The sequence below is a fragment of the Nocardia halotolerans genome (assembly GCF_042650145.1).
Lineage (GTDB): Bacteria > Actinomycetota > Actinomycetes > Mycobacteriales > Mycobacteriaceae > Nocardia > Nocardia halotolerans.
In genome coordinates this window covers 293988-316944 of sequence record NZ_JBHSDL010000030.1, presented here as the reverse complement: position 1 = coordinate 316944, position 22957 = coordinate 293988, and the positions used below count along the sequence as shown (strand labels likewise).

Below are 22957 nucleotides of genomic sequence, written 5' to 3'. Positions count from 1 at the left end.
GAGACGGGAGTGACAATGGCGGCAGACGCACGGGGACGCCTGATAACGAGCGCCATCGCGCTGATCCGACGGCGCGGGGTCGCCGGCACGGCAGTTTCCGACCTCCTCGAGCACAGCGGCACCGCGCGACAGTCGATCTACAAGCACTTCCCCGACGGCAAGTCCGAATTGATCGAGGAGTCCGTCCGAGTCGCGGGCACGATGATCGAGCAGATGATCGAGCAGATGACGGAGACGCTCGCCCCGACGGAGATGTTGCGCGCACTCGTCGATTACTGGAAATGGGTGCTGACAGACAGCGACTTCCAGGCCGGCTGCCCGATCGCGGCCGCCGCGTACGCCGGCACCGATGCCCCTGGCGCTCGCGATGTTGCCAGTCGGACATTCCATCGATGGGAAGACCGCCTGGCCGAGAATGCCATCGCCCAGGGCATAGCCGCCGACCGAGCACACACACTCGCGACCACCGTGATCGCCTCGATCGAAGGGGCCATCATGATGTCAGTCGCAGACCGCAGTTGCGTGCCCCTCGACCGAACACACGATCAACTTCACGACCTACTCGACATGTATCTCGGAGCCGGTTCCACGCCGGCACAGCCGGCGCTGCGGCGAATGGCCATGGGCTCGGGAGATCTCAGCGGCGGTGCGCCGAGCGTGCATCCGACGCCGAGCCCTTCGCCCGCACCTGGGCGAAAGCAGTCCTGATCAAGCCCTGGCTCGCCGATGCGGTTCGAGACGGTAGCGGGTGGCCGGACCAGCGATGCTGAACAATCTGTCGATGTCGCGATGGGGATCGCAGCGTTGATGGACCGATCCTTGACGCAAGTAGCGCCACCGTGTCGGCACAACCCTGGTCATCGGTGACGTCGAGCCCGGAACGGGCCCGGCTGGACTGGATCGCCATTGATCTCTCCTCCGCAGTGTGCGTTACTGGACGTAACAGCTACAGTCACGTTAGTAGAACGTACGGTCTATAGCAAGCTTTTCGTATGAGGACGCAGCACCACAGGGTTCACGCCGAGATCCCCGTAATCAGTCGGCCGACGGCAGATATCGCTCGGCCAGCTCGATTCCCACCCGCCTGAACACAGCCGCATCCCTGGCGTCGCGAGACGCTCCAGCACCTGGGGACAGGAAGTGATCCTCAATGCCAACACGATCGAATACATGACAAAGCTGCGGGTGGTGGTCCCGCAGCTTTGTTGTGCGATCAGAGCGAAACGTCGGCAGGGCGGCCGAGCGTTTCGAGGACGCGAACTCGTTTAACCGCTGGCGGAGTCGAGGAGGTCCAGGATCGGGTTGGACTCGGTGACCTCGACTTGGCCGTTGAAGGCCTCGATCCCGTGCGGGTTGATCAGGCAGTGCTCACCCTCGGCGACTTGCAAGACCACCATGACATGGTGGCTGCCGGGTGCGACATCGGTGATGACGAATTCGGGATTGTCGGCTTGAGCCAGTGGCTTCTGCAGTTCACCGTCGATCAGGGCGTACGCGCTCCAGCACGGGAAGTCGGACTCCGCCGACACGGTGATTTTTCCGGGGCCCCCGGTAACATTCGCGGTATCGGCGGCGGCAGCGGTGGCAGGTACCGCGAACATCATCGTCGCGGCGGCGAAACCTGTTACAGCAGTGGCGATCTTGGAATTTCTCATACACATCTTTAGCACAACGAACATCATCCGAGAAACGCGCTCACCTCGGTGACACGTAAACAATGTCCAACCGAATAGAAGTAACGAGTGCTCGACTGTGAGCGAAGATCAATGTGACAACGGAGGAGATCCCATGAAAAAGGCAATTGTTGCCGCAGCTCGTGTCGCAGCCGCTGGTGTTTCGGGTCTGGCCGCTGTCGCGGTCATCGGGACGGGGGCCGCTCAAGCGGCGCCGCAGGACTGCGTGGTTCAACGAGATCTCTTCGGGGCTTCGGCCGTCTGCCAGCCCGACGGGGGCAGCAACTACGTACTCAAGGTCGAATGTGTGGGCCTCTACGCCAGTGGGCCCTTCCCGATGTACGCGGTCGGGCCATACCACACCCTGAGCTACCCGTTCACCCCGGAAGGCCAGCATATTTCCGCGGGCTGCACCGGCATGGGGCCGGGCATCGTCGCCGTCACCACCAACGCTTACGTCGAGGTCTACCCCGGCTGACCCCTTTAGAATCGGGGTGTGGGATTGGTGTTCGGGGGCCGGGGGTCGGACTCGCCGTGGGTGTCCACGGTGTGGACCTGCCGCAGTGAAGAGGTCACACAGATGACCTCGGTGGCCGCCGAGACCTGGGGATTGGTGTTCTGGGAACAGGACGGAGTACGCGGGGCAGCCGTGACGGGACCGGAGAGCCGGGCAGGAACGGCACCGGTCCCGGAGGGAGCCGGCTTCGTGGGGATCCAGTTCGCGGTGGGAACCTCGCTACGAACGGTGGCGACGCCGACGCTTCTGGACGGCGGGATCGCGCTGCCGGATGTCACCGAGCGCGGCTTCTGGCTCGACGGAACACGCTGGGAGACACCACATCCCGACGACGCCGAAGCGCTCATCGAACGGCTGGTGGCAACCGGGACAGTCGACCGCGACCCGCTGGTCGCCGACGCCCTGCGCGGTGGGCGGCCCGCGGTCGCCGAACGAACTCTCGAACGCCGGTTCCGGGCCGCGACCGGGCTCACCCAGGGTGCGGTCCGCCAGATCGAGCGGGTACGTACCGCGGCCATGCTGCTGAGCGCGGGCGAGACCGCGGGTGACGTGGTCGTGAAACTCGACTACTACGACGAACCCCACCTCGCCCGCGCGCTGCGCCGCTATGTCGGACGCACGGCGCGGCAGTTGCGAGAAGGCTCGGGCGGCGCGATCGCGCTCGGTCAGCGCACCACGTCGTAGACGAGTTTGGCGACACCGTTGCGGTAGGTGTCGGACTCCCGAAGACGCAGTTGCCGCTTGGGCCGGTCGCTGTGACTGAACAGGCTTTTGCCCGCACCCAGCAGAATCGGGAAAACCAGCAGGTTGTAGCGGTCGATCAGGTCGGCGTCGCCGAGGGTACGGGCCAGTTCGGCGCTGCCGTGGACGAAGATGGCGCCGCCGTCGGACTGCTTGAGCTTCTCGACGCCGGCGATGTCGCGCACGATGGTGATCTCACCCCAGCCGTCGATCAGGTCCGATTCCGAAAGCGTCGAGGAGACAACATATTTGGGAATGTCCTTGTAGGCGGCATGGTCCTCGGAATCGCGCCAGATCGGGGCGAACGCCTCGTAGCTGCGGCGGCCGAACATCAACGCCGTGGTGTCGGCCAGCTCCTCACTCTTGAGTGAGTACGCCTCGGGGACGAACTCCGTCTGCATCACCCAACCCCCGCTGCGGTGCCCCTCGGCGGTACCGCCGGGCGAGTCGAGCACACCGTCGAGCGACATGAAACCCGTGTAGACCAGTTCGCGTGCCATCCGAATCCTCCTGTAGGTGCGGTTTGAAACTGCACTCAGCCTAGAAGGCACTCAGGGCGCGTGTCTTGGACGAAACCGGCACGCTCATGGGCCAAGACCGGCGGCGGTCGTGGCGCAGGATGATCGAAGCACGCGTTAGGCGCACTGCGATCCGAATCGGAGCGCGGCCACGAGCCGCGAGGTCGGCGATCTCGTTCAACGTGGCATCGACATACAGCAGCCGCTGATCGGTCCTCGAATCGTTCATGCGGCGAAGGCGTGCAGCTTCGGACCGCGATCGACACCCCGGCGCAGCAGCTCGTTCGACTCCAGGTCAGTCGTGGTCACGACGTCGACAGGGCAGCCCAAGACCTGAGCGAGCTCCTCGTCCAACTCGAGAATGTCGATGATCGAGGCATCCGGCATCAGTTCGACCAGGAGGTCCAGATCCGAATCAGGCCGGTCGTCGCCGCTGGCGACCGACCCGAAAAGCCACACGTTCGCGATCGGGTAGCGCGCGAGTACAGCCGCGAACTCCGCCTGATTCTCTGCCAACAGCAGACTGGGACGAACGGCATTCATCAATGTCGTGCTCAGTCTGAATCCGGCAGCCGCCAGCAATTGCTCCACCATCGCGAAAGACGGCTGCCGCCGACCGGCTTCGATCGTGGCCACTGTCGACTGCGCAACACCCGCCCGCTTGGCCAGCTCACGCTGCGACAACCGCCTACGATGCCGGGCATCGTGGACCAACCGCCCGGCAGCTGATCGCGGAGCCCCAAGGGCCTCATCCATATACCCATGATAGCGGATTCGCTATCACCAATGGGGCTCGACGCCCGACTAACCGGACTGTGGACCGAGTATGCGGTTGAGGTCGCCGGCGAGCTGTCGCATCTGTTCGCCCGCCTCGAGCACGACCGTTGCGCAGGCCGTCCAGTTGCCGTCCGCATACCGCCACGGCGCTACTGTCCAGGTCAGGCTCACATAGCCCCGGGACTCGAAGACCGCCTCGACACGCAGGTCGCGGTCCATACTTTCCCAGACACGGGAACCTTCCCAGCCAGTGAATCTGCCGGTCAGATCATCGAAGTAGGTGAGCAGATCACAGTCACCCATGACTGACAACGTCACTTGGTGCACAACCGCCAGTAGCCCAGGAGCACCGAGCTGGACGCAGGCTTCGATCGAATTGTCGCCCCAAGGGTCGACCCGGTTCCGGATACTGACCCACGCCCCGTCACCTGGAGCACCGAGGGATACCGCAATGTCCGGGTCCGCGATCATCCGGTCACAGTCACAGGCCATCGCCGAATGTTATCTACAATTCATACGTCCAGGATTGTGGCGATCTGCTCTGCGGCGATGGCCGCTTTGCTGTCGCCGAAGGCGATCAAAGCCCGACAGGCCGGGGGTGCGCAGCGCCGCAGGGAACGGCATTCGATCGAGGACATGCGTCGGGCGCCTCGGCATGTCGGCGGTCAGTGACAGAACGTGCGTGGCACGTCGACCCACGGCCTTGCGGGGCGACGCACCGACACGATGGATCTACATGTGCTGGTCAGACCGGCACCAGTGTCAGGATCGGGTCGAGGCCCGCGAAGTCATCGATGTTGGCCGTGTAGAGCGGGAGATCGTTCGCTGAGGCGATCGCCGCGATCATGAGATCCATCTTGCGCGGCTTGGGGTTTCGGCCGCCTGCTACGACCAGCTTGGACATGGTCGTGAATCTGCGCGCAGCGGCTGAGCACATCGGCAGCGCGTCGAAAGCGTGCTCCACCTCCAGCAGGCGCTCCGTTCGCAGGGCGAGTGTTTTCGGATCGGCGGCCAAGGCGATGCCGAGCCCCAATTCAGCCAGCGTGATCGTGCTGATGCGCGAACGCACCGGGAGCTTGGCATCGTCGATACGCGCAATATCGATGAGAACGCACGTGTCGAGCAACCCGATGGGATGCCGCTCGGTCAGTGCCTCAGTCATCGAGGCGGTCCGCACCGAACGCCGCATCCAGTTCCGCACGCTCCTGCTCCGCACTGCCGGCAGCCAAGAATCGTGCGAGTCGCGCCTTCAGGTCGGCTGTGGCGACATCACGCTCGGCGCGGATCGGGCGCAGTTCGCCAACCGGGCGCCCATTTCGGGTGATGATGAAATCGTCGCCCGCTTCGAGCGCGTCCATCACTCCCGCGCTGCCATTTCGCAGCTCGGCCTGCGTAATCGTCCTACTCATACGCCAAGGATAGCAACCAGTGCTATGCGTTGCTAGTAGGCCGGTATCAGTCGGTCCGACCCATTGGCGAGCATGTCCCGGAGCGAATCGGCTGCTCAGCGCCCTCCAGTACGGTGGAGGGCGAGCGACTCAGGTGGAGGACTTCATGCGGATCGGTGAGCTGGCGGCGGCCAGCGGTGTCACGGCGAAGACGATCCGGTTCTATGAGCAGGAGGGGCTGATCGCGGAGCCCGCGCGCACCTCCGCCGGCTATCGGGACTACGACACCGACCACATCGCCCGGTTGCGATTCATTCGGCAAGCGCAAGCGGCGGGGCTGACCCTTGCCCATGCTCGCCAGATCCTCGGCATCGTCGATCGCGGCGATCTGCCGTGCGGGCATGTCGAATCAGTACTGGCAGCCCGGCTGGCCGATATCCGCGCGAAGATCGTTGAACTGACCGCCCTGGAAACCCGGCTCGCGGACTTGCTCGACACCGCGCACCGGGGTTCGGATTCCGTTGCTCACGAAGAGGCGGAAATCTGCTGGATCCTGGAATCGAGTCCGCCGCGCTGACCCGGTGTGTGACAGGGCTGGAGCCCGGGTCGGGACGACGTAGCAAAGCGCCGACCCGACCCGGACGCTACCTACATCATCGGGCAGGACCCCATCATGCTGCACAACCATTCGCAGATCATCATCATCGGATTCATGGAAATCACCTCCTTCCGCAGAGTGCCGTGGCCGACCGGCGGACCGGGCTACTCGTCGCGCACCGCGCGATAGCCGAGCTCGCCGATCGCGAGGATCACCTGGTCGGGGCTGGTCACCGCGGGATCGATGTCGACGGTGGTACGAGCCTTGCGCATCGAGGTCCGGGTGCTGCGCACGCCGGGAAGGTCCTCGAGAGTGTCGTCGATGAGCAGCGCGCAACTGCCGCAGTGCATGCCCTCGATCCGGAACACCTGTGTGGTCATCGGAGTCTCCTTGCTGGTCAGATGATGGTGATGCGGCCGGAGTACATGCCCATGCCGCACGTGTAGTCGAGGTGGCCGGGCGCCAGTACACCGAGGTCGATGCGTACCCGGCCACTGGTCGGCAGGATCTTCTGGACATTGAGGCTGGGGACGACCAGCGATCGGACGCAGCCCTGAGTGCGGTCGGTTTCGACGACCAGGGTGGTCGGGACGCCCGACCGGGCTTCGATATTGGCGGGCAGGTAGGCGCCGGTGCGGGCGGTGACGGTTACCGTCTGCACGCCGTCGGCCATCGTCGAGGCCGAGGCATCGGCCGGTGGCGTGCCCGCACCGAGTGCCGCGGCGATGCGTCCGGCCGACAGGGGTGAGCCGGCCAGCTCCAGTCCCCCGTTCAGGGTGTAGAGCCCCATGCCGACCACCACCAGGCCGGTCGCCATGGCCAGGCGACCACGCCATGCGGTGGCCGCGAGCCTGGCCGCGTACCCCAGCACGGCGAACATCGGCCCGGTGCCGAGGACGAAGACCGCCATGATCGCCGCGCCCTCGACCGGGGAGCCGGTGGCCAGCGCCAGCGCCGCCACCGACAACGTCACCCCGCAGGGCAGCAGGACCGTGGCGATGCCGAGGATGCCCGGTGCCAGTGCCGTGCGCAGGCGGGCGCCCGTGCGGACCGTGCGCAACCACGAAGCGGGCGGCTCGATCACGATGCCGCGAAATCCTGGCACGCCGAGCTGGGCCAGGCCGAACACGATGATCAGCACACCGGCGCCGATCTGCAGCCAGGTGCGCAACCCGATCGACAAGGCGAAGACACCACCTAGCACACCCAGCAAGGCACCGAGGATGGTGTGCGACAAGAGCTTTCCGGCGAGAAAGCCACCGACCGGCGCGAGGTCGCTACCGAGCCGGGACAGACCTCGCGGCGCCGACACCGCCGCTCGCTGACGGGTGATCACACCCGTCAGCAGCCCGCCTTGGACTGCGGCACACGAGATACCACCGGCGAACAGGCCGGTGACGAGGACAGGGACAAGGTTCACGAAACGAGCTCCTGCGTGGGAGGTACGGACATGCGGATGCGATTCCCTGTGGCGAGCGCGCACGACAGGGTCGGGCCCGGTCGCGAGGACCGGCCCGTGACATCAGCGGTTTATGTCCGCAGCACGCAGAGTTCGGCGAGGCTGGGTGGTCGCGGCGGCGCCGACCGCGGCCGCGAGCGCTCGGCGGTGACGGGGCGGCGGCCGCGCCACCCGGAACCGGGTCGCCGCAACAGTGCGACGGCAGCCGAGAGCGCGAGGAACATCGCCAGACAGGCCATCATGATCCCGGCGGGTGCGGCCGGTCGATCGCTGTCGACCGGTTGCTCGACCGCGCTGTCCATCGCGACGGCCGGCGCCGTGCTCACGGCGGGTGATGATTGTTCGGAAGCATGATCGGAATCAGTGGCGGCCATGACCGGCGACGCCATCGACATGTTCATCATCGGGCCCGCCTGGCAATGCCCGGTCTGCATCAGCGCGAACCCGACCAGCGCCGCCAGAACGAGCATGAGCCGTAGGAGCCCACCTCGCTGCGAAGCCGTCGAAGCGCTGATCACGGCGACGATTCTACTTCCCGTGCGCATGCCGGCAGGTCACCCGGTCCAGGGGCTGGTCAGCAGAGCCGCATGCGCCTGCTGGTTGATCGCGAGCACCACCAGGACGCGCAGAACGATCCGGGTCACCGGCGTTCCGCCTTGCGCACCCAGTGCTCGACCGCCCGTTCCAGTACATCGCGTTCTTCGGTGAGTGCCGAGACTTCGCTGCGCAGGCGCAGGAGTTCGGCGTCGTCGGCCTGATCGGTGCGCGCGGCAGCGGGTGCCGAGGCGAGGGCCACGGCGCCTTCGCTCGCAGTCGCGCGGAAACCACGCAGCCGCAGGCTGTTCGACACGACGAACACGCTCGACAATGCCATCGCCGCACCGGCGATCATCGGATTCAGCAAGCCGAGTGCCGCGATCGGCAACGCCGCGACGTTGTAGGCGAACGCCCAGAACAGGTTTCCCTTGATCGTGCGCAAGGTGGTGCGCGCCAAGCGGATCGCGTCGACCGCGGCCAGCAGATCACCGCGAACCAGGGTCAGATCGGCGGCTTCGATGGCGACATCGGTGCCGGTGCCCATGGCCAGCCCGAGATCGGCCGAGGCCAACGCGGCCGCGTCGTTGACGCCGTCACCGACCATCGCCACCACCCGGCCCTCCCGCTGCAACCGGGCCACGACGTCGGCCTTGTCGGCGGGCAAGACCTCGGCGATCACGGTGTCGATGCCGACTTCGGCGGCGACCGCCCGCGCCACTGTTTCGTTGTCACCGGTCAGCAGCACCGGACGCAACCCGAGCGCGCGCAGGTGCGTGACCGCTTGCGCGGACGTGGCTCTGACGGTGTCGGCCACCACCAGTACCGCCTGGGCAACACCGTCGACGGCGAGAATCACCGCGGTCCGGCCGAGTGCTTCGGCCCGGTGCTGATCGGCGGTCAGCGCGACGGGCAGGTCGATACCGTGCCGTTCCATCAGCGCGGACCTGCCGACGAGCACGACCCGGCCGTCGATGACGCCCCGCACGCCGAGCCCTTCGAGGTTGGTGAACTCCGATACCGGCGCGAGCTCACCGACGCGCTCGGCGGAACCGGCGGCGATCGCCCGCGCGATCGGGTGCTCGGAAGCATCCTCGAGGGCCCCGGCCAGGCGCAACGCCTCCGATTCCGGGACATCGGCCGCGGTGTGGACCCCGGTCAGCGTCATCTTTCCGGTGGTGACGGTGCCGGTCTTGTCCAAGACAACAGTGTCGACGCGCCGGGTCGACTCCAGTACCTGTGGGCCTTTGATCAGGATCCCGAGTTGCGCACCGCGGCCCGTCCCGACCAGCAACGCGGTCGGTGTGGCCAGCCCGAGCCCACACGGGCAAGCGATGATCAACACCGCCACCGCGGTGCTGAACGCGACCGAAGCGCCGGCTCCGATACCGAGCCACACCAGCAGCGTGCCGAGCGCGAACGCGATCACCACGGGCACGAACACCGCCGACACCCGGTCCGCGAGCCGTTGTACTTCGGCCTTCCCGGATTGGGCTTGTTCCACCAGCTGCGCCATCTGGGCGAGCTGTGTATCGGCGCCGATCCTGGTGGCCCGCACGACCAACCGACCGCCCGCGTTGACCGTGGCGCCGACCACTGTGTCGCCGGGACCGACTTCCACGGGGATCGATTCACCGGTGAGCATGCTGGCGTCGACCGCGGAACTGCCCTCCGACACGACTCCGTCGGTGGCGATCTTCTCGCCGGGGCGCACCACGAACAGGTCATCGACCCGCAGTCGGTCGATCGGAATTCGCTCTTCTCGGCCCGCCCGCAGCACCGCGACCTCTTTGGCACCGAGTTCGAGCAGCGCGCGCAGTGCCGCGCCCGCCCGGCGTTTGGCGCGGGCTTCGAAGTACCGACCGGCCAGGATCGCCGTGGTCAGCACGGCGGCGACCTCGAGGTAGATGTTGGCCGAGGCCGTCCCGGACCGCACGGCCAGCGAGAACTCGTGGCGCAGACCGGGCTGCCCGGCCGCACCGAGGAACAGCGCATACAGCGACCATCCGAAGGCGGCCAGCACACCGACCGAGATCAGGGTGTCCATGGTGGCCGCACGGCGCCGCAGGTTCTGCCACGCGGCGCGGTGGAACGGCCACGCGCCCCAGACCGCCACGGGAGCGGCGAGCGTCAGCGACAACCACTGCCAGTGTTCGAACTGCCACGGCGGCACCATGGCCAGTAACACCACCGGGATCGCGAGCCCCGCCGACACCAGCATGCGCCGGCGCAGTGCCGCGGTGTGCTCGTCGAATTCTGCGGTGGGCTCGTCGGTGTCGGGCGTGGGCGGGCGGACGACGGTGTATCCCGCATCCGCTATCGCCGCGACGATCGTCTCGTCGGCGATGTCGGCCGGCAGCTCGAGCACGGCCTTTTCGGTCGCGTAGTTCACTGTCGCCACGACGCCGTCGATCTTGTTCAGGCGGCGTTCGATCCGCGCGGCACAGGACGCGCACGTCATACCGCCGATCGCGAACTCCCACCGCCGCATGGCGCGGACCTGCCCGTCATCGACGCTCATCTCGCTCACTCCGACCTCCGTGTCCCACGCGGTCCGCGTGCTGGGGTCAGCATCAACCTTCCAGTGGGGTGGAAGGTCAAGTCGGCACGGATGACGGTCAGGGCCCGGCCGGGAGGGCGCGCGCGGTTCGGTGCGGAGGAGATGTCACAGGATCGGTGCGGGCGGCGTCTCATGGGCGCACACGTATAGAAGGAGAAAGCCGTGAATCTCGCACTGTGGATCTGCGCAAGCCTGCTGGCTGCTGTTCTGCTGCTCGCCGGGCTCGGGAAGCTGATCGTGCGGAAGGAGAAGATGGTCACCCTGCCGAATGCGGGGTGGACCGGACATGTGAGTGTCGGGGTCTACAAAACGCTCGGCGCGCTCGAGGTGGCCGGCGCCGCGGGGTTGGTTCTGCCCGCCGTCACCGGCATCGCCCCGGTGCTGGTCCCGATCGCCGCGGTGTGCACCGCGCTGCTGATGGTCGGTGCGGCCATCACTCACTCGCGGTTGCACGAGCCCAAGGCCGTACTGGCGAATCTGGTCTACCTGGGGCTGGCGGTGTTCGTGGCGTGGGGCCGGTTCGGACCCGAGGCGTTCCTCAGTTGAGGTCGCGTCCGGAGTCGCGGCGCCGGCGGGCGGTCACGCACAGGGCGGCGCCCGCCGAAATCGACACGACGACGGCGATGACCAGCAGGGTCAGCGACATGGTGGAGACGGTTTCGGTGGGGCCCGCGCCGCTGTGGCGGATCAGCAGGGCCGCGACGAGGGGTCCGATCATGGCGAGGCCCACCGCGATCATCAGCAATCCACCGGTGATCAGGTCCACGGCATCCAGGCGCATCGTCGCCAGTGCACGCGCAGGTCTGGCATGTACGGACATGACCTCCCCTTTCGTCGGTACTCAAAACGTACCGTGTCGAGCCGGAAAACTTGCTCGCGTGAGGTCCGACTCTCTGAGGACGGTCTCAGCAATCCCATGGCGACCGGTTTGCCACTGCCTCCATCACGTAAAGGACACTCTCGCGACACTCAGCTGCGGGCATGCCCACTTCCGCGCCGGCTACGCGGGCCGGATGAGCTCTACTCGGCGTGGGCCCGGCGGTCGAAGCGGATACGCGCCCGGTCGTGCGCTGTTCGGAGCAGCTCGCGGACGGTGCCGGTGGTGCGTTCGCCCGGGTTCACCACGGCGAGCCAGTGCGCGGCGGCGTAGGTCGGGTGGGCGATGAGAGTGTCGTCGGCGGGTGCCCGGCCCGCCCAGGTGGCGAAGGCATCTTTGCCCGCCGCGATGTTGACCCGGAAGGCACCGGGGCGGTCCAGGCCGGCGGCGGGTTCGCCGGGGTAGTTCTTGGTGGTGATGGTGGCGAAGGGCTGGGTCTTGGGTACGACACCGTCGGGCGCGTAGTAGAAGAAGGTGTCGCCCCAGCTGATCGGCGGCCATTCGCTGCCCGCCTCCGGGGTCACGGTCAGCACTGCGCCGAGTGTGCTCACGTATTCGGTGATTTCCGCTATCGTCATGATTCGAGCGTCCCATTGAAGTGCTTGTGTGGACTTTTGCCGCGATGACGAGGAGTTCTGGGTGGTGAACCTCCACTCCCCGGTCGGCCGGACGGTCGACATCGCGCGGGCCGCGGGGTACTCGGCGCAGCAGGTGCGCAACCTCGAACGCGACGGTGTGCTGCCGCCCGCGGATCGCACGCCGGGCGGTCACCGGGTGTACCGGGAGGCCCACCGGCGTTCGGCACTGGCCTACCGCGCCCTCGCGGCGGGCGCCGGACCCGTCGAGGCCAAGCGAATACTGCGGTCTGTGCACGCCGGCGACCCGGGCCGTGCCTCGGCTCTGCTCGACGAGGCGCACGCCCGCCTGCACACCGAACGCGTAGACCTGGCGTTGGCGGCGCGCGCGGCGCAGGCCATCTCGACCGAGCCGATCGGCGATGTGCGCGGTGCCGACGCCATGAGCATCACCGAACTCGCCGGCGCACTGGGGGTGCGCACCTCCACCCTGCGCCATTGGCACGCAACAGGTTTGGTACTGCCCGGACGCACTCCCCGTGGTGCGCGGCAGTATTCACCCGAGCAGGTGCGCGATGCCCGGCTGGTCCATCAACTGCGTCTGGCCGGATATCCGGTTACGCAGGTGCGCAAGGTATTACCGCGATTGCGACACACCCCGGACCTGCGAACAGTGCTCGCCGCCCGGGAGGCCGATATCGTCACCCGCTCGCTGGCACTGCTCGACGGCGCGGCAGCCCTGGCCGACCTGATTCAGCCGCGCAGTCGCGCCAGCGCGGAGTCGGTGGGCGAACCCGGTGTCACCGTGTAGACCACCAGCAACTGGTCCTGGTCGCCGGGCAATTCCAGTGCCTCGTAACCGAATTCGAGCCGACCCGCCGCCGGGTGCTGGATCAGCCGTGCGCCGTGGGGTTGCGCGGGACGTGACTGCGCCGACCAGATCCGATGGAACTCGGGGTTTTCGGCGGTGAGTTCCTTGATGAAAGTGGTGAGCCCGCGGTCACGCGGGTAGCGCGACACCTGGCGGCGCAGGTAGGCGGCGGCCTCCGTGGCGACCGGCTCCCAGTCGGGGTAGAAGGTGGGCGCGGCGGGATCGAGCACCGTGAAGCGGGCCAGATTGCGTTCGGATTCGGTCATCGCGGCGAAGCCGGAGACCGAGTCACCCAGGGCGTTCCAAGCCAGCACTTCCATGCGCCGGCCGAGCACGAAGGCCGGGGTGGCGATCGAGTCGAGCAGCAGCCGGGCGCCGGGGCGGACGGTGGGGGTGTAGTTGTCGTCGGGGTCGGCCGGGCGGACCAGGGTGTAGAAGTGGTCGCGTTCGGCGGCGTCGAGGCGCAGCGCCCGGGCTACCGAGTCGAGCACCGAATCGGAGAAGTCCGCCCCGCGCCCCCGCTCCAGCCGGGTGTAGTAGTCCACACTCATCCCGGCCAGCCGGGCGACTTCCTCACGGCGCAGACCGACCATCCGGCGGCGTCCGTATTCGTTCAGGCCGACGGCGGCCGGCTGGATACGGGCACGCCGGGTACGCAAGAACTCGCCGAGAGCGGGAGACGACATGGTAATAAGCGTAGAAGTCCGCGAATTGCGTGGTACTTCGGGACCCACACAACCCCGCTACCGGGCGGTTCTCAACAGCTCGAACAGCGCCGTGACGCTCTGCTCACCGCGCCCCTCGGCCATCGCGCGGCCCAGCAACTCGTGCATCGGGGCGTGCCAGGACAGGTCGACCCCGGTTTCGGCGGCCAGCTGCGCGTCGTCGGTGGCGGCGGTGTGGAACAGCTCGATCGAAGAGCCGAGCCGGGTGTAGTCCTTTCCGTCGATCTCGGTGGCCAGGATCGGTAGCAGCGACTCGATCATCTGCAGCCACTTCACCGAGTACGGGACCATCGTGTGCGCGGGCAGACCGCGGGAGGCCAGGATCGCCGCGCCTTCGAAGAAGCCGAGCAGGGCCGGCAGCAGCGTCGCGCCGACAGCGGACTCGTACAGCGCGGCGAGATCTGGTTCCGCGCCGAGGAATCGGCGGTCGCCGCCCAGCACGCGCAGGGCGTCGGCGTGCGTGTCGAAGACCTGACGGTCGCCGCCGAAGTAGAGCAATGTGTCCGGATCGCCCACGGCGGCCGGGACGTTCTTGATCGCACCACCGAGGTAACGCGCCCGCAGGCAGTGCGCGAACTCCGCGAATTCTCTTGCCTGGACCGGGGTTCCGCTGTTGAGCGTGATGAGATCGCGGCCGGCGAGTTCTTCGACGCCGACCAGGGTGTCGCGGGTGGCGGCGAAGGTGGTCAGGGTGGAGATGATCACCGGGCTCGCGGCCACGGACTCGGCTACCGCGCGGTGCGCGAGGGCGCCCGCCTCAACCAGTGGGACGGTGCGTTCGGGACTGCGGTTCCAGACGTGCGTGCGGTAGCCGGCGGCCAGGAACGCGGCAGCCACCGCGGTGCCCATGGACCCGGTGCCTAGCACGGTTATCGACTGTTCAGTCATCTTCATGCCTCCGATCAGGGAATCTCTACCCGAGTGTCGGCGCGGGCCGGGCCGGTGAACAAGTACCCACTTTCACCATCCGTTGCGCACCTGTGGGTAACCGTCCAGGTCATCGGCACCGACGCGCAGGACACTGAGCCACGCGTCACGCCGTGCGGATTGTGATCGAAGACAAGGCCGCGAAGAGGTCCCCTCGGGCGCCGGGCAGCGTCGTAGAGTTTCGGGTATGTCCGACGCCGAGATAACCGAATTGGTGCAGCGCAATGTCGACGAGGCACTGCTCGGTGGTCCGCGGCGATATACCAGGCACCAGGTGGCCGAGCAGTCGGGCGTACCCGAGTACGAGTCGCGACGGCTGTGGACAGCCCTGGGCTTTCCGGCCAATGACGACGACGAGGTCGACTACGCGCAGGTCGACATCACCGCCGTGAGCAACTTCCGCAGCATGAAAGTTGTCGCCGCCTCCGATATCCGGCAGCAGGCCGCCGCGGCAAGGACCATCGGTCAGGGGATGGCGCGGCTGGCCGAATGGCAGGCCGACCTGGTGCTGGCCGAGATCAAGGCGCGCGCCGCGGCCGGCGACCCGGCTGTTCCGGTGGCCGAACGGGTGCGGGCCGCGACCGAATCCACGATGGCGAGCATCGACCAGTTGCAGTCCTATGTGTGGCGCAGGCACCTGGCGGCCGCGGTCGCCCGGTCCATCGACGACACCACCACCGGTGGCGGGTCGACGCGGACCCTGGCCGTCGGGTTCGCCGACATGGTCGGCTTCACCCGCCTCACCCGGCACCTGCACCCCGACGAATTGTCCACGCTGCTGGAGGCTTTCGAGTCGACGACCACCTCGGCCATCACCGACAACGGCGGCTGGGTGATCAAGAACGTCGGCGACGAAGTGATGTTCGCCGCCGAGACAGCGGCCGACGGCGCCCGGATCGCCCTGGCCATCCAGGAGTCGACCATGCTCGTCGGCGGCACCCCGGAACTGCGCGTCGCGTTCGCCTACGGTGAGGTGCTGCAACGCTTCGGTGACCTCTACGGTTCGGTCGTCAACATCGCCGCCCGCCTCACCGGTGTGGCGCGGCCCGGCAACATCCTGATCGACGACGCCGCCGCCGAAGCCCTCGCCGACCATGCGGATTTCGGTATCCGCCACCTGCGCAGTGTCCGGGTGCGCGGATTCAACCGGCTGCGACCACACCGCCTGCGCCGCGCCTGACCGCGAGCCGGACTGGCCGTGCGGGCACGGGACACCGTTCTCTAGGGTGTCGACGTGGAGATGGACTGGCAGAGCGTACTGGCCGAGTGCACGGTGTTCGCCGACGACGCGGTGGTGGCACTGAACAAACCGTCCGGGATTTCGGTGACCGGGGAACGCCACGACACCGATCTGGTGGAGTTGGCGCAGGCCGCGGGCACGCAGGTGTATCCGGTGCACCGGATCGACAAGGTGACCTCGGGGCTGGTGTTGCTGGCCACCGACCTGGCCGCGCACGGACAACTCACCCGCCAGTTCAACCAGCAGACCGCGCGCAAGTCCTATCTGGCGATCGTGTCCGGCGCGGAACTGCCCGAGCACGGGGAGATCGATCTGCCGTTGAGTGTGGGCCGCAAGAACCGGGTGCGGATCGCGGCACCGCGCGAGGCGATCCAGCGCACCGGCGACCGGTGGTTCGTCGAGGAAGCCGAGTTGCTGCCCGCCAAGAACTATCCGTCGCTCACCAGGTTCGTCACCGTCGCGCGCCGCGGTGAGCACACGCTGCTCGCCCTGCGCCCGGTGACCGGGCGACGCCACCAGATCCGGGTGCAACTGGCCTGGATCGGTCAGCCGATCCTGGGCGACCCACTCTTCGACCGCACCGGCACCCACCCCCGCACCCACCTGCACTCCTGGCAGCTGCGGCTGACCGCCGATTGGCTCACCCCACCGGTCCTGGAGCCGACGGCCACACCCGGCGCGGACTTCTGGACGCCGTTCACCGATGACACCGAGGAGAGTGCGCAACTTCTCCACACCGCTACACAGCTGATTTCCACGTTGCCGCAGAACTGACGATCCGGCTCGCTGAGATACCGCTCAACTCTCGAGCCCGCTCAGCCCAACGCTTCGGCCGCCCCGCTAGCCCGACAGTTCAGCCGCCGCAGTCAGCCCTACAGGTCTGCCGCCCGCTGAGCCCTATGTCCCAGGCAGCCCCGCTCAGCGCGACCGCCCGGTCGACTCGACGGACCGCTCAGCACCATGACGTGCTCAGCAGGGCGGCCCGCTCAGCGCGACGGCCAGGTCAGCACGACGGCCAGGTCAGCACGACGGCCGGGCCAGCAGGTCGATTCGACAGCTCGGTTCAGCTCGGCAGCCATTCCGGTGAGCGGCCCAGCAGCCGCAGGATGCGGTCCAGCGTCGTCGGTTCGCCGGAGGGTTCCAACGCCGGACCGAACGCGGCACCGGGCTGTTCGCGCGATTCGCCGCTCGGCACCGCTTCGGCGATGGCCAGCGCGGTCTCTGCCAGGCCGGGCTCGAGTTCGATGTGGTGACCGACGGAGCGGGCCACGTCCCAGGCGTGGACGACACTGTCGATGAGGTGGAACCCGAGGGCCATCGGTGCGGGGAAGCGACCGGGCGGCAGTTCGGGGAGCGCCAGGGTGCCGACTCGGGGAGCGGCGAAGGCGGACACGACCTCTTCGGCCGAGGCCAGGTAGTCCGCGATCGGGTCGGTGGCGGGGCGGACCTCCCAGACAGCCGGGTCTTCCTCGCCGCGCGCGGCCGCCGCGAAACCACGGTTCTGGGTGCCCATGTGTTCCAGTAGGTCGCGCAGATCCCAGCCCGCGCAAGGGGTTTGGATGGTGAGTGGCGAATCGGCCGCCGCGTGGACAGCGTCGGAGCTGAGCCGGACGGCGCTTTCGTGGTGCTCGCGCATCAGCGCAATAGTAAGCATGCTCAGATAGTATGTGCTTGCTTATCATCTGCCAAGGGTTACCGATCGCCGTGCTGGTGGCAGTAGATTCCGACCATGCCGAAAGCAACCCGCCCCGACCTCGCGGCCATGCTCGTGCCGCTCGGCCGCGCCCTGACCGAGGCGGAGCGGCCCGTACTCGACCGGCACGGACTCACCATGTGGGCCTACGTGGTGCTGCTCGGTCTCGACGAAGAACCCGTGCACACCCAGGCCGCGCTCGCCAAAGCGATACGGGCCGACAAAACGCGCATCATCCCCGTCCTCGACGACCTGCAACAGCGCGGCCTGATCCGCCGCGAACCCGACCCGGCCGACCGCAGAGTGAACCTCGTCCAGCTCACCGCCGCGGGCGCGCACCTGCGTGACCGCGCCCAGCACGACATCCAGCAGCAGGAACAACAACTGCTCGCCGACCTCCCCACCGCCGACCGCAACACGTTCCTGCGGGTACTACAACTGCTCGCCGAGCGCACCGGAACCGCCGAAACGCAAGCGTGAACAGTGACACAGACCACTGCGCAGGTTTTCACCGGTGGTACGCCTCATGCAGACGGATAAGCGCAGGTCTTCTAGCCTTGAGAGGGTGTCGATGAGTCATCCCGGCACACTCTGACGCAACGGAGCGATCCCAGAGAGAAAGCGACTGCCGATGATCCTGGCGGCTCAGCTCAGCGACACCCACTTCGACCTCAGCGCGCGCAACACCGAACGAGTCGAGGCGGTGATGGGTTACCTGGCCGATCTTCCCCGCCGCCCCGATGTCATCCTCGTCACCGGTGACATCACCGACTCCGGCCGGCCCGAACAGTACGTCGAGGCGCGCGCGGCTCTGGCCGCCGACCTGCCCGTGTACCTGCTGCCCGGCAACCACGACGACCGTGCCGCCTTCCGCACCGAACTACTGGGCGAACCCGCCTCCACCGCCCCCATCAACAGCGTGCACCGCGTGGGCACACTCACCGTGATCATGCTCGATTCCAGCATCCCCGGCGAACCCAGCGGCCGGCTCTCCGAGGAAACCTACGCCTGGTTCCGCAGCGCCCTGGCCGGAGCCGCACCCGAAGGCCCCATCCTCGTAGCCCTGCACCACCCACCGAAACCCCTGTTCAGCCCCGTGGTCGACGTGATCGCACTGGCCGACCCCGGCCGCCTCGCCGCCGTGATCGCCGGCGACCCCCGCATCATCGGCGTCCTCACCGGCCACGCCCACTCCCCCATCGCCACCACCTTCGCGGGCAAACCCCTGATCACCGGCCCCAGCACCGCCTCGGTCCTCGGCGGCACCTGGGAAGTAACCCCACCCCACCGCGTAATGGACTACGCCCCCGACCCGGCCATAGCCCTACACGTCATCGACTCCCACACCCTCACCACCCACTTCCGCACCGTGCCAATGGGCGGCTGGCTAGCCGAACCCCCATCCTGAAGCCGGCCCGGCCGCCCACCACTTCCCAGCCCGATCACGGCCTTCCCACCCCGGACGTAATCGTGCAATCCACCGCCGCCAAATCAGAAAACTGACTGCCAACAGCCCGATTGCACGATTGCACGATTGCACGATTGCACCGACGGACCCCCCACACCCGCCGCCTACCGCGCTTTCAACCACCCGGCGCAACTCGAGTGCGCCGCCCTCCCGCACACCCAGCCACCCGGCACCCCGAAGTACGCCACCGCGCCGCACACCCAGCCACCACTCGAGTGCGCCACCTTGCCGCACTCCCAGCCACTGCGCCCCCAGAAGTCCGCCGCCCCGCCGCACTTCCAGCCCCCGGCATCGCCGAAGAGCGCCACCCTCCCGCACTTCCAGCCGCGCCCGGCACCCCCCGCAGTCCGCACCTGCCGCACGCCCAGCCGCCCGGCACCCCCACAGTCCGCACCTGCCGCACACCCAGCCGCCCGGCACCCCCACAGTCCGCCACCTACCGCCCGCCCAGCCACACGGCACCCCCACAGTCCGCACCTACCGCACGCCCAGCCACACGGCGTCCCACACTCCCAGCCACACGGCATCCCCCGTGGACGCCGGCTCCCGCACTCCCAGCCCCGCACGACCCGACCTCGAGGAGGGTCCGCCGCGAAGCGGCGTAGCGGCCCGGCCGCGAGTTAGCCGCCGTTGCGTCCGCGGCGCAGCCGCCAGCAACGGCGGCTAACTCGCGGCCCTCGGGGGCCGCGCTCGAGCGCGCCAGCGCTCCAAAAACACAGCCCACACCGTTTCCCCACACCACACACCAGAAGTCCCTCATCCACGGCCCAGCCCTACGGTCACCCGATCCGCCCCAAAACCAACTCCCCCGGCTTCCCCTCAGGCGCACCCTCTACCCCCACAGCCCCGGCCAAAGCCTCGATCGCCCGCGAAAACGCCTCCGGCGTATCCGTGTGCAACGTAAACAACGGCTGCCCCGCCACCACCGAATCCCCCGGTTTGGCATGCATCTCGACCCCAGCCCCCGCCTGCACCCGCTCCCCTTGCCGAGCCCGCCCGGCCCCGAGGCTCCATGCGGCGATCCCCACCCCCATCGCGTCGAGCCGAGTGAGCACCCCACTGGTTTCAGCACGCACGATCTCGGTGTGCCGCGCGACCGGCAGCGCAGCGTCCGGCTCACCGCCTTGGGCGGAGATCATGGCCCGCCAGTGGTCCATCGCCCGTCCGTCGGCGAGGGCGTCGGCGGGGTCGGTGTGCAGCCCGGCTTGGGCGACCATTTCGCGGGCGAGGGTCAGCGTCAGTTCCACCACGTCGGCCGGGCCGCCACCGGCGAGCACTTCGACCGATTCGGCCACCTCGAGCGCATTACCGGCGGTTCGCCCGAGCGGGGTGTCCATCGCGGTCAGCAGCGCGACGGTCTGCACTCCGGCGTCGCGGCCCAGTTCGACCATGGCGGTCGCCAGTTCGCGGGCTCCGTCGAGGGTTTTGAGGAACGCCCCGGAGCCGACCTTGACGTCCAGTACCAGCGCGGCGGTCCCTTCGGCGATTTTCTTGCTCATGATCGAGCTGGCGATCAGTGGGATCGATTCGACGGTGCCGGTCACATCGCGCAGGGCGTAGAGGCGTTTGTCGGCCGGGGCGAGGTCGGCGCCCGCCGCGCAGACCACCGCGCCGATGGCGGGGTCGGTGAGGATTTCGCGCATGCGTGTCACGGTGAGGTCGGCTTGCCAGCCGGGGATGGCTTCGAGTTTGTCCAGTGTGCCGCCGGTGTGGCCGAGCCCGCGCCCGGACAGTTGTGGCACCGCCGCCCCGCAGGCCGCGACCAGGGGTGCCAGTGGCAGGGTGATCTTGTCGCCGACTCCGCCGGTCGAGTGCTTGTCGACGGTCGGCCGGGGTAGGTCGGTGAAGTCCATCCGGCTGCCGGAGGCGATCATCGCGGCGGTCCACCGGGCGGTTTCGCGCCTGCTCATGCCCCGCCACAGGATCGCCATGGCCAGTGCCGACATCTGCTCGTCGGCCACGTTTCCTTTGGTGAATGCGTCGACCACCCAGTCGATCTGCGCGTCGGACAGCTCCCCGCCATCCCGCTTGACCGTAATGACCGAAACCGCGTCCAGTGCCGTCATTCGGCCAGTTTGGCACGGGATGTTCGCTACGGCACCCGACGCTGTGGCGTGGCATCGCACAAACGCACACGTGTTGGGCTCTGGAGCACTACGTCGGCTCGATGAGCCGGTCGGCGCACTCGTCGGTGCCACCCTGGCACACACCATCAGGCCGGTATCGGACCGTGCCCGCCACTGTCCCGGACGCGCGAGCGGCCCGAGCGGCTACCTCACCGCTGTCCGGCCGCCAGGTCTTCGGGCCCGAACGCGTAGGGCAGGAGTTCACTCAACGCCTTGGGCCCGGCGGCGTGGGCGACGAGTAGCTCGCCGCCGCCGTGCTCGAACAGGAGCTGACGGCACCGCCCGCACGGCATCAGGATTTCGCCCCGGGAATCGGTCACCGACACCGCAATGAGACGCCCGCCACCGCCGGTGAATAAGTTACCGACGAGTACGCATTCAGCACACAGGGTTAACCCATATGAGACATTTTCCACATTGCAGCCGCTCACAATTCGACCGTCCGCCGTGAGAGCCGCCGCGCCGACCGCGAACCCCGAGTATGGCGCATACGCCGCCCCCATTGCGCGAATCGCCATGTCGTGCAACATATTCCAGTCGATTTCGGGCATCGCAAACCTCCGGCCGATCACGCCGAACACGTCGATTCAAGGGCTCGCGCACCAGTATCCGGCATCGAGAAAGGCAAACCTAACTCGGCTCTTTTGCACGCAACGCACGGCACGCCGAATTAGTTCCGCGAAACAGAGAGGATTAGAGTTCACCGAAGATCGGTTCAGGTTCCCGGCGGCGGGCCAGCGCTCGAGAACACAGCGCAGCCACCTGGGCATTTGCCTCTCCACGCAGCCGGCGTCGGATCTGTGACCGGGTCCATCAACGACGTTGGAGGCACCGCACTCTATGACCACGATAGAAGCTCCGGCTCCGGCCCAGCCGAAGCGCAAGACGCTGTACCGCGGCGACCCCGGCATGTGGTCCTGGGCACTGCACCGGATCACCGGCGTCACGATCTTCTTCTTCCTCTTCGTGCACGTGCTGGACACGGCACTGGTCCGGGTCAACCCGGTCACCTACAACCAGATCATCGAGACCTACAAGAGCCCTCTGGTGGCGCTGCTGGAGATGGGTCTCGTGGTGTGCGTGCTGTACCACGCGCTCAACGGCGTCCGCGTGATCCTCATCGACTTCTGGTCGCAGGGTCCGCGCTTCCAGAAGCAGATGCTGTGGATCGTGCTGGCCATCTGGGTTCTGGTCTCCGCCGCCGGCGTCGGCCGCCAGTTCTACTACCTGCTGACGGAGCACTGATCATGACTGCACCCATCCTCGGCAAGTCCTACGACCGCCCGGCGAGCCTCGACGCACCCCGCGCCCCGCGCGGCGGCGCGAACAGCAACTTCGAGAAGTACGCGTGGCTGTTCATGCGCTTCTCCGGCCTGCTGTTGATCGCCTTGGTGCTCGGCCACCTGTTCATCATGCTGATGATCGACGGCGGCGTGAAGCGCCTGAACTTCGGCTTCGTGGCCGGCCGGTGGGCCAGCCCGTTCTGGCAGCTCTGGGACCTGTCCATGCTGTGGCTGGCCCAGCTGCACGGCGGCAACGGCCTGCGCACCGTCATCGACGACTACTCCCGCAAGGACTCCACCCGGTTCTGGCTCAAGACCATCCTCGCGGTCTCGGTGATCCTGGTGACGGTCGTCGGCACGTACGTCATCTTCACCTTCGACCCCAACATCACCGGTTAGGAACAGGC

At 67.5% G+C, this 22957-nt stretch carries 30 protein-coding genes; 12 read left to right on the top strand and 18 right to left on the bottom strand.

Annotated features, from left to right (window positions below):
• Positions 1-15 precede the first annotated feature (15 nt).
• Positions 16-708, top strand: coding sequence for a TetR/AcrR family transcriptional regulator (locus ACFO5K_RS24955; RefSeq protein ID WP_378567839.1), 693 nt, complete (start codon positions 16-18; stop codon positions 706-708).
• 557 nt (positions 709-1265) lie between these two features.
• Here the strand turns inward: ACFO5K_RS24955 and ACFO5K_RS24950 are convergent.
• A complete protein-coding gene (locus tag ACFO5K_RS24950) occupies positions 1266-1655 on the bottom strand; it encodes a hypothetical protein (protein ID WP_378567836.1) in 390 nt (129 codons plus the stop codon).
• Positions 1656-1788: 133 nt separating this feature from the next.
• On the opposite strand from ACFO5K_RS24950, the gene ACFO5K_RS24945 reads away from it, so the two are divergent.
• Together ACFO5K_RS24945 and ACFO5K_RS24940 are read left to right on the top strand one after the other, a co-directional pair.
• Entirely contained in the window at positions 1789-2151 is a 363-nt protein-coding gene (locus tag ACFO5K_RS24945; protein ID WP_378567833.1) for a hypothetical protein, read from the top strand.
• An 18-nt stretch (positions 2152-2169) separates the two neighbouring features.
• Positions 2170-2874 carry a helix-turn-helix domain-containing protein gene (locus ACFO5K_RS24940; protein ID WP_378567830.1) on the top strand — a complete coding sequence of 235 codons (705 nt, stop codon included), beginning with the start codon at positions 2170-2172 and terminating at the stop codon, positions 2872-2874.
• Here the strand turns inward: ACFO5K_RS24940 and ACFO5K_RS24935 are convergent.
• The 6 genes from ACFO5K_RS24935 to ACFO5K_RS24910 form a co-directional block, all read right to left on the bottom strand.
• A complete protein-coding gene (locus ACFO5K_RS24935) occupies positions 2856-3431 on the bottom strand; it encodes a dihydrofolate reductase family protein (protein ID WP_378567827.1) in 576 nt (191 codons plus the stop codon). The genes ACFO5K_RS24940 and ACFO5K_RS24935 overlap by 19 nt on opposite strands.
• A gap of 243 nt (positions 3432-3674) precedes the next feature.
• Positions 3675-4205 carry a nucleotidyltransferase domain-containing protein gene (locus ACFO5K_RS24930; RefSeq protein ID WP_378567823.1) on the bottom strand — a complete coding sequence of 177 codons (531 nt, stop codon included), beginning with the start codon at positions 4203-4205 and terminating at the stop codon, positions 3675-3677.
• Between the two features lie 48 nt (positions 4206-4253).
• On the bottom strand, positions 4254-4697 hold the full coding sequence (locus ACFO5K_RS24925; protein WP_378567820.1) for a DUF6228 family protein: 444 nt from the start codon (positions 4695-4697) through the stop codon (positions 4254-4256).
• 41 nt (positions 4698-4738) lie between these two features.
• Complete coding sequence (locus ACFO5K_RS24920; RefSeq protein WP_378567817.1) at positions 4739-4864, bottom strand: hypothetical protein; 126 nt, start codon at positions 4862-4864, stop codon at positions 4739-4741.
• Positions 4865-4971: 107 nt separating this feature from the next.
• A complete protein-coding gene (locus tag ACFO5K_RS24915; protein WP_378567814.1) occupies positions 4972-5415 on the bottom strand; it encodes a type II toxin-antitoxin system VapC family toxin in 444 nt (147 codons plus the stop codon).
• Positions 5381-5584 carry a prevent-host-death protein gene (locus ACFO5K_RS24910; RefSeq protein ID WP_378567811.1) on the bottom strand — a complete coding sequence of 68 codons (204 nt, stop codon included), beginning with the start codon at positions 5582-5584 and terminating at the stop codon, positions 5381-5383. Before ACFO5K_RS24910 ends, ACFO5K_RS24915 begins: the two co-directional genes overlap by 35 nt.
• Positions 5585-5780: 196 nt before the next feature.
• Here ACFO5K_RS24910 and ACFO5K_RS24905 point away from each other — a divergent pair, with 196 nt between their 5' ends.
• On the top strand, positions 5781-6191 hold the full coding sequence (locus ACFO5K_RS24905) for a heavy metal-responsive transcriptional regulator (RefSeq protein ID WP_378567809.1): 411 nt from the start codon (positions 5781-5783) through the stop codon (positions 6189-6191).
• A 185-nt stretch (positions 6192-6376) separates the two neighbouring features.
• On the opposite strand, the gene ACFO5K_RS24900 is transcribed toward ACFO5K_RS24905, so the two are convergent.
• The 4 genes from ACFO5K_RS24900 to ACFO5K_RS24885 form a co-directional block, all read right to left on the bottom strand.
• The gene (locus ACFO5K_RS24900) at positions 6377-6592 is read right to left on the bottom strand and encodes a heavy-metal-associated domain-containing protein (RefSeq protein ID WP_378567806.1); all 216 of its coding nucleotides are present in this window, start codon (positions 6590-6592) and stop codon (positions 6377-6379) included.
• Positions 6593-6609: 17 nt separating this feature from the next.
• Positions 6610-7632: a sulfite exporter TauE/SafE family protein gene (locus ACFO5K_RS24895; protein WP_378567803.1), complete on the bottom strand. Its 1023-nt coding sequence runs from the start codon at positions 7630-7632 to the stop codon at positions 6610-6612.
• Positions 7633-7742: 110 nt separating this feature from the next.
• The gene (locus ACFO5K_RS24890; RefSeq protein WP_378567800.1) at positions 7743-8189 is read right to left on the bottom strand and encodes a hypothetical protein; all 447 of its coding nucleotides are present in this window, start codon (positions 8187-8189) and stop codon (positions 7743-7745) included.
• Positions 8190-8311: 122 nt separating this feature from the next.
• Positions 8312-10726: a heavy metal translocating P-type ATPase gene (locus ACFO5K_RS24885; protein ID WP_378568321.1), complete on the bottom strand. Its 2415-nt coding sequence runs from the start codon at positions 10724-10726 to the stop codon at positions 8312-8314.
• A 201-nt stretch (positions 10727-10927) separates the two neighbouring features.
• On the opposite strand from ACFO5K_RS24885, the gene ACFO5K_RS24880 reads away from it, so the two are divergent.
• Positions 10928-11311 (top strand): DoxX family protein, encoded by a 384-nt coding sequence (locus ACFO5K_RS24880; RefSeq protein ID WP_378567798.1) that lies wholly within the window; start codon positions 10928-10930, stop codon positions 11309-11311.
• Here ACFO5K_RS24880 and ACFO5K_RS24875 read toward each other — a convergent pair.
• On the bottom strand, positions 11304-11585 hold the full coding sequence (locus ACFO5K_RS24875; protein ID WP_378567796.1) for a hypothetical protein: 282 nt from the start codon (positions 11583-11585) through the stop codon (positions 11304-11306). The two genes, ACFO5K_RS24880 and ACFO5K_RS24875, sit on opposite strands and share 8 nt — an antisense overlap.
• A 200-nt stretch (positions 11586-11785) precedes the next feature.
• Positions 11786-12220: a DUF6194 family protein gene (locus ACFO5K_RS24870; RefSeq protein WP_378567793.1), complete on the bottom strand. Its 435-nt coding sequence runs from the start codon at positions 12218-12220 to the stop codon at positions 11786-11788.
• Positions 12221-12281: 61 nt separating this feature from the next.
• On the opposite strand from ACFO5K_RS24870, the gene ACFO5K_RS24865 reads away from it, so the two are divergent.
• Positions 12282-13028, top strand: coding sequence for a MerR family transcriptional regulator (locus ACFO5K_RS24865; protein ID WP_378567790.1), 747 nt, complete (start codon positions 12282-12284; stop codon positions 13026-13028).
• Here the strand turns inward: ACFO5K_RS24865 and ACFO5K_RS24860 are convergent.
• Both ACFO5K_RS24860 and ACFO5K_RS24855 read right to left on the bottom strand, forming a co-directional pair.
• Positions 12971-13774, bottom strand: coding sequence for a helix-turn-helix transcriptional regulator (locus ACFO5K_RS24860; RefSeq protein WP_378567787.1), 804 nt, complete (start codon positions 13772-13774; stop codon positions 12971-12973). The genes ACFO5K_RS24865 and ACFO5K_RS24860 overlap by 58 nt on opposite strands.
• A gap of 57 nt (positions 13775-13831) precedes the next feature.
• Positions 13832-14701 carry an NAD(P)-dependent oxidoreductase gene (locus ACFO5K_RS24855; RefSeq protein WP_378567784.1) on the bottom strand — a complete coding sequence of 290 codons (870 nt, stop codon included), beginning with the start codon at positions 14699-14701 and terminating at the stop codon, positions 13832-13834.
• A 226-nt stretch (positions 14702-14927) separates the two neighbouring features.
• Here ACFO5K_RS24855 and ACFO5K_RS24850 point away from each other — a divergent pair, with 226 nt between their 5' ends.
• Positions 14928-15920: an adenylate/guanylate cyclase domain-containing protein gene (locus ACFO5K_RS24850; protein WP_378567782.1), complete on the top strand. Its 993-nt coding sequence runs from the start codon at positions 14928-14930 to the stop codon at positions 15918-15920.
• A gap of 60 nt (positions 15921-15980) precedes the next feature.
• Positions 15981-16754, top strand: a complete 774-nt coding sequence (locus tag ACFO5K_RS24845; protein ID WP_378568319.1) for an RluA family pseudouridine synthase — start codon at positions 15981-15983, stop codon at positions 16752-16754.
• A gap of 289 nt (positions 16755-17043) precedes the next feature.
• Here ACFO5K_RS24845 and ACFO5K_RS24840 read toward each other — a convergent pair whose 3' ends face one another.
• A complete protein-coding gene (locus tag ACFO5K_RS24840; RefSeq protein ID WP_378567779.1) occupies positions 17044-17634 on the bottom strand; it encodes a TIGR03086 family metal-binding protein in 591 nt (196 codons plus the stop codon).
• 75 nt (positions 17635-17709) lie between these two features.
• On the opposite strand from ACFO5K_RS24840, the gene ACFO5K_RS24835 reads away from it, so the two are divergent.
• Positions 17710-18153 carry a MarR family winged helix-turn-helix transcriptional regulator gene (locus ACFO5K_RS24835; protein WP_378567776.1) on the top strand — a complete coding sequence of 148 codons (444 nt, stop codon included), beginning with the start codon at positions 17710-17712 and terminating at the stop codon, positions 18151-18153.
• A gap of 151 nt (positions 18154-18304) precedes the next feature.
• Positions 18305-19081 carry a metallophosphoesterase gene (locus ACFO5K_RS24830; protein ID WP_378567773.1) on the top strand — a complete coding sequence of 259 codons (777 nt, stop codon included), beginning with the start codon at positions 18305-18307 and terminating at the stop codon, positions 19079-19081.
• Positions 19082-19920: 839 nt separating this feature from the next.
• On the opposite strand, the gene ACFO5K_RS24825 is transcribed toward ACFO5K_RS24830, so the two are convergent.
• Both ACFO5K_RS24825 and ACFO5K_RS24820 read right to left on the bottom strand, forming a co-directional pair.
• Complete coding sequence (locus ACFO5K_RS24825; protein ID WP_378567770.1) at positions 19921-21207, bottom strand: thymidine phosphorylase; 1287 nt, start codon at positions 21205-21207, stop codon at positions 19921-19923.
• 209 nt (positions 21208-21416) lie between these two features.
• The gene (locus tag ACFO5K_RS24820; protein WP_378567767.1) at positions 21417-21818 is read right to left on the bottom strand and encodes a cytidine deaminase; all 402 of its coding nucleotides are present in this window, start codon (positions 21816-21818) and stop codon (positions 21417-21419) included.
• Positions 21819-22107: 289 nt separating this feature from the next.
• Here ACFO5K_RS24820 and sdhC point away from each other — a divergent pair, with 289 nt between their 5' ends.
• Entirely contained in the window at positions 22108-22512 is a 405-nt protein-coding gene (gene sdhC, locus ACFO5K_RS24815; protein ID WP_378567764.1) for a succinate dehydrogenase, cytochrome b556 subunit, read from the top strand.
• Positions 22513-22514: 2 nt separating this feature from the next.
• Positions 22515-22949 (top strand): succinate dehydrogenase hydrophobic membrane anchor subunit, encoded by a 435-nt coding sequence (locus tag ACFO5K_RS24810; protein WP_378567761.1) that lies wholly within the window; start codon positions 22515-22517, stop codon positions 22947-22949.
• The last annotated feature ends 8 nt before the right edge of the window (positions 22950-22957 follow it).